At 34.8% G+C, this 12,723-nt stretch carries 15 protein-coding genes; 9 read left to right on the top strand and 6 right to left on the bottom strand.

All coding sequences use genetic code 11. The annotated features are described in order from the left end of the window. The first annotated feature begins 46 nt into the window (after positions 1–46). The 5 genes from K5R64_RS01295 to K5R64_RS01315 are packed head-to-tail and all read left to right on the top strand — an operon-like array spanning position 47 to position 4,044. Positions 47–1,687: a hypothetical protein gene (locus tag K5R64_RS01295; RefSeq protein WP_220760055.1), complete on the top strand. Its 1,641-nt coding sequence runs from the start codon at positions 47–49 to the stop codon at positions 1,685–1,687. A 7-nt stretch (positions 1,688–1,694) separates the two neighbouring features. Further along, the gene (locus K5R64_RS01300) at positions 1,695–2,432 is read left to right on the top strand and encodes a DUF6498-containing protein (RefSeq protein ID WP_220760057.1); all 738 of its coding nucleotides are present in this window, start codon (positions 1,695–1,697) and stop codon (positions 2,430–2,432) included. Positions 2,433–2,457: 25 nt separating this feature from the next. Next, positions 2,458–2,718 (top strand): hypothetical protein, encoded by a 261-nt coding sequence (locus K5R64_RS01305; RefSeq protein ID WP_220760059.1) that lies wholly within the window; start codon positions 2,458–2,460, stop codon positions 2,716–2,718. Then, positions 2,715–3,356 carry a response regulator transcription factor gene (locus K5R64_RS01310; protein WP_220760061.1) on the top strand — a complete coding sequence of 214 codons (642 nt, stop codon included), beginning with the start codon at positions 2,715–2,717 and terminating at the stop codon, positions 3,354–3,356. The genes K5R64_RS01305 and K5R64_RS01310 overlap by 4 nt, the downstream gene beginning before the upstream one ends. Positions 3,357–3,411: 55 nt before the next feature. Further along, positions 3,412–4,044: a DUF4230 domain-containing protein gene (locus tag K5R64_RS01315; RefSeq protein WP_220760063.1), complete on the top strand. Its 633-nt coding sequence runs from the start codon at positions 3,412–3,414 to the stop codon at positions 4,042–4,044. An 11-nt stretch (positions 4,045–4,055) separates the two neighbouring features. On the opposite strand, the gene K5R64_RS01320 is transcribed toward K5R64_RS01315, so the two are convergent. The 4 genes from K5R64_RS01320 to K5R64_RS01335 all read right to left on the bottom strand — a co-directional run bounded on the left by K5R64_RS01320 (position 4,056) and on the right by K5R64_RS01335 (position 6,754). Next, entirely contained in the window at positions 4,056–4,442 is a 387-nt protein-coding gene (locus K5R64_RS01320; RefSeq protein ID WP_220760065.1) for a group III truncated hemoglobin, read from the bottom strand. Positions 4,443–4,490: 48 nt separating this feature from the next. Then, entirely contained in the window at positions 4,491–5,735 is a 1,245-nt protein-coding gene (ilvA, locus tag K5R64_RS01325) for a threonine ammonia-lyase IlvA (protein WP_220760067.1), read from the bottom strand. Between the two features lie 192 nt (positions 5,736–5,927). After that, on the bottom strand, positions 5,928–6,467 hold the full coding sequence (locus tag K5R64_RS01330; protein ID WP_220760069.1) for a DUF4136 domain-containing protein: 540 nt from the start codon (positions 6,465–6,467) through the stop codon (positions 5,928–5,930). Positions 6,468–6,577: 110 nt separating this feature from the next. Then, positions 6,578–6,754: a DUF5522 domain-containing protein gene (locus tag K5R64_RS01335; RefSeq protein ID WP_220760071.1), complete on the bottom strand. Its 177-nt coding sequence runs from the start codon at positions 6,752–6,754 to the stop codon at positions 6,578–6,580. Between the two features lie 473 nt (positions 6,755–7,227). Here K5R64_RS01335 and K5R64_RS01340 point away from each other — a divergent pair, with 473 nt between their 5' ends. Genes K5R64_RS01340 through hemL form a run of 3 tightly spaced genes read left to right on the top strand, consistent with a single transcriptional unit; the run spans position 7,228 to position 10,184 of the window. Further along, a complete protein-coding gene (locus tag K5R64_RS01340) occupies positions 7,228–8,124 on the top strand; it encodes a 1-aminocyclopropane-1-carboxylate deaminase/D-cysteine desulfhydrase (RefSeq protein ID WP_220760073.1) in 897 nt (298 codons plus the stop codon). A 25-nt stretch (positions 8,125–8,149) separates the two neighbouring features. Further along, the gene (locus K5R64_RS01345; RefSeq protein WP_308443143.1) at positions 8,150–8,878 is read left to right on the top strand and encodes a glucosaminidase domain-containing protein; all 729 of its coding nucleotides are present in this window, start codon (positions 8,150–8,152) and stop codon (positions 8,876–8,878) included. Positions 8,879–8,897: 19 nt separating this feature from the next. Beyond that, entirely contained in the window at positions 8,898–10,184 is a 1,287-nt protein-coding gene (gene hemL / locus K5R64_RS01350) for a glutamate-1-semialdehyde 2,1-aminomutase (protein ID WP_220760077.1), read from the top strand. A gap of 72 nt (positions 10,185–10,256) precedes the next feature. Here the strand turns inward: hemL and K5R64_RS01355 are convergent, their stop codons facing one another. After that, positions 10,257–10,631 carry a hypothetical protein gene (locus tag K5R64_RS01355; RefSeq protein ID WP_220760079.1) on the bottom strand — a complete coding sequence of 125 codons (375 nt, stop codon included), beginning with the start codon at positions 10,629–10,631 and terminating at the stop codon, positions 10,257–10,259. 168 nt (positions 10,632–10,799) lie between these two features. After that, positions 10,800–11,135 (bottom strand): hypothetical protein, encoded by a 336-nt coding sequence (locus K5R64_RS01360; RefSeq protein WP_220760081.1) that lies wholly within the window; start codon positions 11,133–11,135, stop codon positions 10,800–10,802. A 412-nt stretch (positions 11,136–11,547) separates the two neighbouring features. On the opposite strand from K5R64_RS01360, the gene K5R64_RS01365 reads away from it, so the two are divergent. Next, positions 11,548–12,717 carry a molybdopterin molybdotransferase MoeA gene (locus K5R64_RS01365; RefSeq protein ID WP_220760083.1) on the top strand — a complete coding sequence of 390 codons (1,170 nt, stop codon included), beginning with the start codon at positions 11,548–11,550 and terminating at the stop codon, positions 12,715–12,717. Positions 12,718–12,723: the final 6 nt, after the last annotated feature.

A 12,723-nucleotide genomic window follows, 5' to 3' on the forward strand; every position in this document is an offset into this window, starting at 1 on the left:
GACTTCCTTTTTTTTCAACTTTGATTGTACTTTAATTTTGATACTTATGAAACGATTTTTTACCCTATTCCTCTTATTCAGTCTCTCTTTTGTTAAGGGACAAAACTTCCCCAAAGTCGTATTAAAACATTATGATATTGTGACCAATGATGTCGTTGCAATAAATGAGATTTCCAGTTCTTACAATGGTGTTTCAAAAACATTTGGAGTTGAAAGAAAGACAGCGTACGAATTTGATGCAAACGGTTACAATACGGCGATTAAATATCCTTCGAGTGATTCCAAAATAATTATTTCGTATGATAAAAAATACACCCAACAAACCAAGCAAATTAATGATAAAAAATATGTTGAATACCTAATCGTAACTCCAGAACGTTATTATATTATGCCCACAAATGACGTGGAGAAAAACAGCGATGGTTCTGTCAAGAAAATAACGTATAAGGATTTGACTAACAAAAAAGATTTCGATTATAATTTTAGTTATAAGGGAGGTATTACAACCATTACGTCAACAGGTAGTTTTAATTTGACTCAACGTTTTTCTTCTGATGGATTAATGCTTTCGGAAGCCACGGATTTATTAAATACGTATTGTTTTTATAATAATCCAAAGACTAAATTGCTCTCTCAAAAAATATCAAAATTAAATAAAGGCGGTTCGGATATTTATTATGTATCGCTATATGAATACGATACACAAGGCAATTGGATAGTACGTTATAACTTTTCGACGATTCCTACGTATGGAACAATGGGGAATTTGATACAGTCGGTTACCGTTAGGGAATTGTTTTATAAAAAAGGCAATAAGACCGGCTATACGACCATACCTGAGAATACTAAAAATAAGGCTATCAATCTTCGAACGAGCATTTCGGTTACTAAATTAGAGACTAATAATTACGAGAGTTTTCCAGTTTATATTGATTTCGATAAAAATCTTAACTCTCAAGCAAGTCTTAGCAATCCAAGTACACCTAGTAGTCCAAGTACACCAAACTCTCCACAACCCATGAGTGTGGATGTAAAATGTAGAGGGAATTGTCAAGATGGTTGGGGAACCTATACGTATGACAATGGTTATTATGACGGTTTTTGGAAAAACGGCCAAAAAAACGGCTACGGTTTATATATGTGGAATACAGGAGCGAAATATTTTGGAAACTGGGAAAACAATCAAATGTCGGGTTATGGTGAAACGATATTAAGTAACGGTGACCTTCATTTTGGGTTATACAAAAACAACAAATACGATGGGGCAGGAGTGTTCTTTAACAAAGAAAAAAACAAATACGAACACAACATTTACCAAGAGGGTAATTTTCTGAAAACAGCGGGTTATATAACCATTCCAGGCGCAACTACAGGTTGTACAGCAGGACAGTGTTATAATGGTTATGGACGCTATGTATTTCCAAATGGCGATCAATACTACGGACTTTTTGTAAATGGAGCGATGCATGTAGGAAGTTTTATTTTTAAAAATGGAGATGTTTACATGGGCGAATTCAATGATAAAAATCAATTCTCAGGCTACGGATTTTATAAATTCAAAGAATCTGGTGATTTCTATCGAGGCAATTGGGCTGCTGGTAAATATGATGGTTGTGGTTACGGTTTTTTTAACAAACAAACGAGCCGTGGCGAATTTAAAAATGGGGTTTTGGTAAACAAAATGTGATCAGACCATGGGGGAACTTAGTAAAATAGTGGCGGTTTTACCTTCCTATCAAGGAGTGTATTGGAATGCCCTGTTTTTAATAGTGTTGTTGTTTCTTGGAAAAGCGAATCCTATGGCCATTGTTTTTGCGTATGTGTTAGAGACGATTATCATAGGTGTGTTTCATGTAGGAAAACTGATTTTAATCCTCCGTAACAATCCTTTGGAGAAAACACAATCTGGGATTACGTCTTATTTCATGATTCCGTTTTTTTTGCTTCATTATGGTTTTTTTGTAGCCATCCAAAGTGTTTTTATTTATATCGGTTTTGCAATCAAAGACGAACGCTTTTCAACCTCTTTGCAAGCGAGTAACTTTCTTTCTATTCTATCGTTAGAAGGATTTTATTGGGTGTTCCTTTCCTTGATAGCAACTCATTCGATACAGTTTTATTTCCATTTTTATAAAAATAAAAAATACAATGAGTATAGTTTGAATCGGTATTTTATGAAACCTTATTTGCGGATTGTCATTCAGCAATTTTTAGCCATTATACCGTTCTTTTTTTTAATCATTCATGACCATGTGGGAATAATAGCGGCTTTGTTGCTCATTGGGATGCGAACATTTCTCGATGTTTATCTTAGTGAATTAGCACGTCATCCAGAGAAATTAGATAAGGTAGCGCGCTCTTTGATGAAAACAAATCAACCCGAAGAATTACCCGAAATCAAAAAAACATTGCAGGTTTTTTTGGAAGATTAAAATTAACGCAAAACAAGGATGAAAGATGAGTGTATTGTTAATTTTATTATTTTTAGTAGGTTTGGTACTAGTAATGTGTTGCATCCAAGCCATCGCTAAGTCCAAAAAAGAACACCAAGTTTTGATGGAACAAATTGAGGGACAATTAGGGCTTCAAAAAGAAACCCAGCAGGATTTACAAAAGAACGCAAAACAAGATTGGGTGTCGATGATTTATTTTAAGTTAAAAATCATCCAACAACAAGTACATTTACTATCTGAAATTTCTAAAGAAAGCGAACCATGAAAATAGCCATTATAGATGACAATCACTTTTTAATTCAGTCAGTCAAAGAAAAATTATCTTTTTTTGAAGAAGTAGAAATCAAATTTACAGCTTGCGATGGGAATGATTTGATGGGAAAATTAGAGAACCACTACCATCTCGATGTGTTATTAATGGATATCGAAATGCCCGTGATGAATGGAATCGAGGCCACCTTGTTAGTCAAACAAAAGTATCCTCATATCAAAATTATCATGCTCACTGTTTTTGATAACGACGAAAATATATTTAATGCCATAAAAGCGGGTGCCGATGGCTATTTGTTGAAAGATGTAAACCCTCATACCTTGTTCAACGGAATCGTGGAGACTTTAAATGGTGGTGCTGCTATGAATCCTTCAATCGCGATGAAAACGCTAAAACTCTTGCGCAATCCAGTCGATTTTAATCTTGATAATCAAGAAGATTTTAATCTTACCGCTAGAGAAATCGATGTTTTAGAACAACTAGCTCAAGGATTAAGTTATACTGTTATTGCGCAAAATATGTTTTTGTCGCCATCGACCATTCGCAAACACATTGAAAATATTTATAGCAAATTACAAGTGCATTCTAAACTAGAAGCCGTTCAAAAAGCCCAACGAAATAATTTGATTTGATTCAGCACGTTCGTTTTTCTTTAGTATCTTCGTTCTTGAATTCTAATATAATCACATGAATCGTCTTGCTGAAATCAGAAAATGGGTAATACTAATCATTATTGGTTTTTTATTATTTTGGGTTTACCAATATTTTTCTAAAAAAGAGGATACTTCTACAGTTGAATACAATACAGCACTAATACAACAGCAAATAAAGAATGTGGGTAAATTAGTTGTTACCGAAGGTCATTTTGCCGAAGTACTTACTTATAAAGACGATAAAAAATACTTAGGAAGTTTAATTTCCTTTGAGAAAAAAGCCTTGGTAGTAGTCAATGCTGATGTGACCGTGGGTTTTGATTTGAGTTTAATTGAGTACCAAATCGATTCGGTAAACAAAGTGCTGACCATTATAAAAATCCCAAAAGAAGAAATTAAAATCAGCACCGACCTAAAATACTATGACACAGAATCCAGTCGATTAAACGAATTCACTGGGGAAGATTACAACAAAATTGCCAAAATTGCCAAAGCTAATATTGCTAAAAAAGTAGCCAATTCTTCCCTGCAGAAAAACGCTAAGAATCGATTGATATCTGAATTATCAAAATTGTTGATAATCACCAAAACTATGGGTTGGAAATTGCAATACGACGGCGAAATTTTAGATCAAGAAGCTGATTTGAATCGAAAGATAAAGGGATGATTGTCATTTAATTATCCTTTACCTCCCTCATTTCTAAAATATTCAATCTTATAATGAAACATCTCAGCCATATTTTTGGCTCTTAGTTTGGCTTCATCAGCAATTGTACCTTCAAATAATGCATTTACAGTATCTGTGAAAATCTCCATCCAACGGTTAAAATGCTCTTTTTCCACTGGTAAATGTTTGTGTGGAGGAAACGGACTCCCAGAATAAGAGTGTACTTCTAATAAGATAGTTTGCCAAAAACGGTACATTTTTTCCAGATGTTCGGCCCAGCGATGTCCAATCTTTTGATTGAAAATAGGGCCAATCAAGTCGTCTTTTTGAACTTTATCGTAAAAGGTATTTACAAGGAGTTTGATGTCGTCTAATGTAGTAATATCTGGTAATGGCATTGTTATAAGTTAGTGTTTTGCAAAAATAGCATTTATTGGAAATAAATATTACCCAATCAACTGTGTGAATAAATCAGGCATTTCGTTGAGGTATTTGAATTCAAAACCTTTGTTGGTCATATTGACTTTGATGGATTCGATATCTTTGCGGTTTTTTAATTCCAATCCCACGACCACCGTTCCCACCTCACGGTTGGTTTTTTTGTTGTATTGAAAATAGGTGATGTCATCATTAGGACCTAAAATGTCGTTTACAAATTCCTTCAAAGCACCTGGTCGTTGCGGGAACTGAATCAAGAAATAGTGCATCAATCCTTCGTAGAGCAAAGAGCGTTCTTTTATTTCGGCGGTACGTTCAATGTCGTTATTACTCCCGCTTACCACACAAACTACGGTTTTTCCTTTGATTTTGTTTTTATAAAAATCAAGTGCCGCAATGGTCAAAGCCCCTGCCGGTTCTACAACCATAGCTTCCTCGTTGTACAAACGCAGGATGGTGGTACACACTTTGCCTTCGGGAACCAATACGATATCTCTTAGGTTTTTTTGACAAATTTCAAACGTATGATGTCCTACTTGTTTTACCGCTGCACCATCAACAAACTTATCGATGGTGTGTAACACACTATTTTGGCCCGAAGCAATGGAGTTTTTCATGGCAGGCGCTCCTTGAGGTTCGACTCCAATGATGTGTGTAGAAGGACTTAATTTTTTGAAAACAGTCGAAACTCCCGCTGCCAGTCCACCGCCACCTATCGGAATAAACAAATAGTCGATAGGTTTTTTAAAACTGTCTAAAATTTCGAGTCCTACAGTACCTTGACCCGCAATAACTTTGAGGTCGTCAAAAGGATGTACAAATATTTTGTTGTTTTGGTTAGCATCTTCCATAGCTGCGGCAAAGGCATCATCAAACGTGTCACCTGTCAAAACAATGTCAACATACGATTTGCCAAACAATTGCACTTGTTTGATTTTTTGTTTGGGTGTGGTGTTAGGCATGTAAATGGTGCCTTTGATTTGGAGTAAATGGCACGAATAGGCTACTCCTTGGGCATGATTACCCGCACTAGCGCAAACAATTTCTTTACCACTATCGGTTTCGGGGAGACTACTCATTTTGTTGTAAGCTCCTCTGATTTTGTAGGAACGCACGATTTGTAAATCTTCTCTTTTTAATAAAATAGTGGCGCCAAATTCCTCAGACAAGTTTAGGTTGTGGGTGAGGGGAGTGTTAGGGACTACATTTTCTAATTGTAGTTTAGCAGCTTGAATTTCGTCAAATAAATCCATTTGTTTCCTTTTTTTGTATAAAAAAACCTCCCAGAAGAGAGGTTTTGTTTATGAAGTTAATGCTTGACTTATATAAAAAACACCTCAATAGTATGACCCATACTAATGTCAATTGAAGAGGTATTTATGATAATGTTGTTTTTCATTAATGGTAAAAATAAGGATAAATTAACGAAAAGCTGTCTTTTAAAATTACTTTTTTAAGTCAGATGGTGGAAATTGAGATAAAATTTTTGTTACAAATGCGTTGATTTGTTCTTCTTTTTTGGCTCTGTTTTCTGTTAGAACGCCAATTCCTTCACCCTCCCATACGAGTTCTTTTTTCTTAGCATCAATAAAATCAATGTATAAAGTGCCCTCGGTAGAAGAACTTACATAAGTATTGCCGCCCCACATGAATGGATTCCAACCCCATCCCCATCCCCAACCCCATCCAGCGTTGAATTGGTTTACATCTAATCGTTCTTTTTCTTTTGTGAAAAAAGTAACTAAGAAATCAGGGTTTTCGCTTTTATCAAATCCTCTTCTGGTGAGTTCGGCATCTATGGCGCGTAAAATTCTTTTTTTATCAAGTTCTGAAATTTGTGCTTTATCTATCCCGTTTTTGTGAAATGCGTAGGTTTTATATTGTGTAAAATCAGCTTTTGAATCATAATCTGCATTTACATGGATACTACTGCAAGAACTTAATAAAAAAACCAATAGCAGTGGTATAAGTTTTAGTGTTTTCATAATCGTAGTATTTAAGGTGTTGAACTATGTTTAATGTATTGAATGTCTATTAAGTAGCTCAAAAATCATGCCGATAAACTGGGGTTTTATAAAGAGCATCACCCCCGTTGCTATTTTTTGATTCTTCCTGTTTTTTTGTCAAAACCATAGGGACAATGCCTACAGCCATTTTTGCAACAATACCCTCGTTTTAGGTGGTATTTTTCGGTTAAACATTTATAGCCTTCGGGAGTATAATAAAAATCTTCTCCTTCAATTAATTTATTTTCATTACTTTGTTGCATCATCTTTTTTGTAAGTCCCAATTTTGATTGGGTAACTCTACAAATTTATAACTTTTAAAAGGAATGTTTTTTGTTGTTACAAAATATTTAACGCCTAAGGGATTTCGGGGTTTAACCCTGTTTCCGTTTGTGTTTATTAAGCACGCTATGGACAAAAAGAATCCTGTATTTGTAAATCATGAAAAAATTCACCTCAGACAACAAATAGAACTTTTAATTTTGCCTTTTTACGTGTGGTATGTGTGCGAATTTTTTTTCAGGTGGTTCCAATATAAAAACCGCAATCTAGCATATCGAAACATTAGCTTTGAAAGAGAAGCTTACGAGAACGAAAGCAACTTAGACTATCTCAAGAATAGAGAGATGTACCGCTTTGTCAAGTTTTTTGTAAACCATTAAAGATTTTTTAAAAACGCTATAGGGTTTAAAACTTTAAAGGTACTAATATGTTTTAATTTTTACCTTTGTAAAAAAACTTGAACCAGCAGATATTAATTGATTTTCCAAACCATATCTCCGTTTACATCAAGCGTGAGGATTTGATTCATCCTTTTATTTCTGGAAATAAATTTCGGAAGCTTAAATACAATTTGCTTGAAGCAAAAAAAGAAAATGCGACTACCTTAGTAACCTTTGGAGGGGCATATTCTAATCACATAGCAGCAGTTGCTTTTGCTGGTAAGGAACAACATTTTAAAACTATTGGCGTTATCCGTGGAGAAGAATTGGCCACTAAGATTCAAGAAAATCCCACGTTGAAGTTTGCTCAGGAATGTGGAATGCAATTTGAATTTATAACCCGAGAAGCCTATAGGTCTAAAGATGATGAAAAATTAATGACTGATTTGAGAACCAAATGGGGAGCGTTTTATTTGATTCCGGAAGGCGGTACAAATGCACTAGCAATAAGTGGGTGTGAAGAAATTTTAACCCCTGAAGATGCCAATTTTGATTATGTTTGTTGTGCTGTGGGAACTGGTGGAACTATCTCGGGAATTATCAATAGTGTTTTGCCACACCAGAAAGTTTTAGGATTTCCTGCTTTAAAAGGCGATTTTTTACAAGATGAAATTAGTACTTTTGTGCAAAATAGCCATTGGTCGTTAATTCAAGACTATCATTTTGGTGGATATGGTAAAGTCACCACTGAATTAATTGCTTTTATCAATCATTTTTACCAAAAAAATGCAATTCCGCTTGATCCTATTTATACTGGAAAAATGATGTATGGCATTTTGGATTTGATAGAAAAAAACTATTTCCCAGAGAACAGTACTATTTTAGTAATTCATACTGGGGGTTTGCAAGGAGTGGCAGGAATGAATATAAAATTGAAAAACAAAAATTTACCTTTAATACAAATACATGATTAAGAAAATCATTTTATTTTTTACTCTCATGGCATTCGTTAGTTGCCATACTACAAAATCTACTATAGGAAGTTCTAAATCTTCGACATCCAAAAAATCGAATTCAGCCCCTGCGGGAATGAGTAGGAGTGCCGTAGTAAGTTCTTATGTAACTCAATACAAAGAAGTGGCTATGAGTAATATGAAAAAATATGGTATTCCGGCAAGTATTATCTTGGCGCAAGGAATATTGGAATCAGGAGCAGGGAAAAGTGATTTGTCTCAAAATGCCAACAATCATTTTGGTATCAAATGCCATAACGATTGGTTAGGGGATAGCGTGAGGCATGATGATGATGCCCGACAAGAATGTTTTAGAAAATACAGAAATCCAGCCGAATCGTTTGATGACCATGCAACTTTTTTAACAAGTCGTAATAGGTATGCAGGGCTTTTTAATTTGCCTAAAGATGATTATAAAGCTTGGGCCAAAGGGTTACGAGCTGCGGGTTATGCTACTGACCCACAATATCCCAATAAACTAATAGCTTATATAGAAACCTATGAATTGGCACAATATGATGCACAAGTTTTGGGAAAAAAATATACTTCGGCTGTAGTTAATAATTACGCTAAAGGAACCTATCACGAAGTTCAAAAAGGAGAGACATTATACTCAATTTCCAAAAAATATAATGTTCTCATAGATGACATCATGCGAAAAAACAATCTTTCGGATAATACGTTATCTATTGGCCAACAATTAAAAATCAATTAAAAGAACAATACCATAAGCAATGTTATATCAAAGAAGTAGTCAGCTTTTTGCTCAAGCCGAGCAAGTTATTCCTGGAGGAGTCAATTCACCTGTAAGAGCCTTTAAAGCAGTAGGTGGAACACCTATTTTTGTAAAAAAAGCCCAAGGTGCCTATTTATATGATGAAGACGGAAACCGATTGATTGATTACATCAATTCATGGGGACCAATGATTTTGGGACATGCATTTGAACCTGTAGTGCAAGCAGTAATTGAAAAAGCCAAATTAGGAACTTCTTTTGGTATGCCTACGGAATTAGAAACTCAAATTGCAGCTCTAGCCGTTTCGATGGTGCCTAATATTGACAAAATTCGTTTTGTAAATTCAGGTACCGAGGCTTGTATGAGTGCCATTCGTTTGGCTCGTGGATTTACCAAAAGAGATAAAATCGTCAAATTTGCAGGTTGTTACCATGGACATTCTGATTCGTTTTTGATTCAGGCGGGAAGCGGGGCGATTACTTTTGGTTCTCCTAACAGTCCAGGAGTGACACAAGGTACCGCTAAAGATACTTTGCTGGCAAATTATAATGATATCGAAAATGTGAAAACATTAATTGAAGCAAATCAAAATGAAATTGCCGCTATCATTGTAGAACCAGTAGCGGGTAATATGGGATGTGTACCACCTGCGAAAGGATTTTTGGAAGGATTACGTGCGTTGTGTTCTGCCAATGGGATTCTGCTAATTTTTGATGAGGTTATGACTGGATTCAGATTGGCCAAAGGGGGAGCGCAAGAATTATTAAATATAAATGCCGATATTGTTTGTTTCGGAAAAGTAATCGGTGGCGGTTTGCCCGTAGGAGCTTTTGCTGCAAGAAACGAAATCATGAATCATTTGGCACCATTAGGTCCAGTTTATCAAGCCGGTACGCTTTCTGGAAATCCTTTAGCGATGGCAGCAGGATTAGCTATGTTACAAACGTTGAATGAGGATAAAGCTATTTTTCAGCGTTTGGCTGATAAAACAGCTTACTTGGCAGCTGGAATCGACAAAGTTTTAAAGGCAAACGATATTGTTTTTACGATAAATACAGTTGGTTCAATGATATCTGTTCACTTTGATTCACAAGCTGTAGTCGATTTTAATACGGCTCGAAATGGAGATAATGAGACATTCAAAAAATTCTTCCACGGTCTATTACAAGAAGGAATTTACATAGCTCCTTCGGCTTATGAAACGTGGTTTATTACCGATGCATTGACTTATGAAGATTTGGATTATACTATCCAAGCAATAGATAAAGTTGCTAAAACACTATAAGGAGGGCTTCTATAAAAATGAAAAACTTCTGGTTCAACACCAGAAGTTTTTTTTTAATCAAAATGAAATCAACTATTCTTGAGATTCAGCTGGTTTTTTCTTTTTGCCTTCAGCTTGGCCTTGGCCTTTTCCTTTACCCATACTAGCTCTCCATTTTTCAAATTGTTCTGGAGTTAATATTTCCTTCATTTTTTTACCAGTTTCTTTCATTTTGTTTCTGTTCTCTTCTTTACTATCCGGATTTTCTTTGATAGCTTTCATAAGAGCTGCTTGTTCTTCAAGAACTGGAGCTATTTTTTTTTGTTGATCAGCAGTTAATGCTAATTCGTCGCTCATTTTTTTAAGTCTCATTTCAGTGCTAACTTCTCCACCTTTTTTCTTTTTTGCTTCTTGTGCAAATCCAGTTAAACCTATCGCTAATAAAGCAATAATTAGTAGTTTTTTCATTTTGTTTATGTTTTAAATTGTTTTATGAAGATAAGATGGTCACAGCATGAAAAGGTTTAATGATTGGTTGTAAATTAACAAAATGTTTGCAATTACAAGAACTTGAATGAGGGGGCAAAAAAAAATCTCGTTTATAAACGAGATTTTTGGTGTAGAAAATACTATAAATTATTGAGCATTAGCTTGTTTTGCTGCTTTTTCAGCTTTTTCTTTTTCTTTTAATGAATTTCTTAATTCAATTTGTTCAGCTGTAAACACTTGATTAATTTGTTTTCCAAGAGCCTTAGCTTTCGCTTTGTTTTCTTCAGCATGGTCAGGATTTGCTTTAGTTTCTTCTTTAAGAGCTGCTTGTTCTTCCATTAATGGTTTCAATTTAGCTTGTTGGTCTGCCGTCAAAGATAATTCTGTTGTCATTTTGTTTAATGCTTTGTCAACACCTGATTTCTTTTGAGCAAATGTTGATAAACTTGCAACTAATAAAGCTGCGATAAATAATTTTTTCATTTTAAGTTTTTTTTGAGTTAGATTTTGTTAAAATTTATTTCTAATTGTACTTACAACTTTCGTTATAAGTGGGAGTAAATGTATAAATATTTTGAATTGAAAATTTTTATTTGACTGTTTTTTTTAGTTAGTCATTTTGGTAAATTATTGATTATTTTTAGGTGTTATATTTTGTTTTTGGTGTAAAATTTTTATAAAAAAGTGTTTTTATTTGTGTTTTTGATAATTGGTGTTTTGTGTTTTTGGGTGATTAAGGGTATTTTGGAAACAAAAAAATCGCTGTGTTTCAAAAAATAGACTAAGGCGTCACCAAAGATGATAAAAAAAGAATCGCGAAAATATTGAAATACAACTTTGGAGTGAAAAATCATAATGGAATCGTATTTTTGGAAACAAATTAAAAAGAAGTATTATGGTAACCATTGAAGAAGCTTTTTCGATATTAAAAAATGCACTTCCAAATCCCAAAGTGGCACAAGTTGTTTTAGAAAAAGCCAGTAAACATATTTTAGCCGAAGATTTATATGCGCCGATAAGTATGCCTCCTTTCAGACAATCGGCAATGGACGGTTTTGCCTTAGGACTTTATGAGGGTGTGGAATATGAGATTGTGGGCGAAATTAAAGCAGGTGATGCTCATCAAGTGGAATTGCAAGCAGGTCAAGCGGTTAAGATTTTTACAGGTGCCCCCGTACCTGATTCGGCCTCTGCAGTTATTCAAATAGAAAAAGTTACAGTTAATGGTACTAAGTTACAATTAGAAGCACCGCCAAAACAAGGAGTGAACATCCGACCAATAGGGGAACAAAATTTAAAAGGAGAATTAATTCTTGAGAAAGGGACGTTATTAAATGCAGCCTGTATTGGTTTTTTAGCAGGGCTTGGTCTTACGCATGTTCAGGTTTATCAAAAACCTAGTGTTGGAATTTTAGTAACCGGAAACGAATTGGTAGCTCCTGGTTTGCCTTTGAGTTACGGAAAAATTTATGAAAGCAATTCGGTTATGCTCGCTATAGCTTTGCAAGAATCTTTTTTTGGGAATGCTACTATTTATAAGGTTGATGATGATTTTGAAAACACTAAGATTAAAATTGCACAGGCATTGGATGAAAATGAGGTGATTTTGATTTCAGGTGGTATTTCAGTGGGAGATTATGATTTTGTGGCCAAAGCATTAGAAGCTCTAGAAGTAGAAACTCTTTTTTACAAAGTCAAGCAAAAACCTGGCAAGCCTTTATTTGCTGGAAAATACAACGATAAAATGGTTTTTGCCTTACCAGGAAATCCTGCGGCTTCGTTAACTTGTTTTTATGTGTATGTACTGCCAAGTTTGAAAATTATCTCCGGTTTTACAACAGATTTTGGTCAAACGGTTTCTAAAAAGTTAACCCATAATTTTACGGTAAGCAATGCTCGGAACCAATTTTTAAAAGGATACATTCAAGGGGATGAGGTGACGGTTTTATCTCATCAAAATTCGTCCATGCTCAATACGTTTTCCATTTCGAATGGATTGGTGTATGTGGAAGATGGTGGGTATGAACTGGCAAAGGGTGATGTTGTTGAGGTATTTGTGATTTAAAAAGAA

It is taken from the genome of Flavobacterium sp. UMI-01, from assembly GCF_019656315.1.
Taxonomy (GTDB): Bacteria; Bacteroidota; Bacteroidia; order Flavobacteriales; family Flavobacteriaceae; genus Flavobacterium.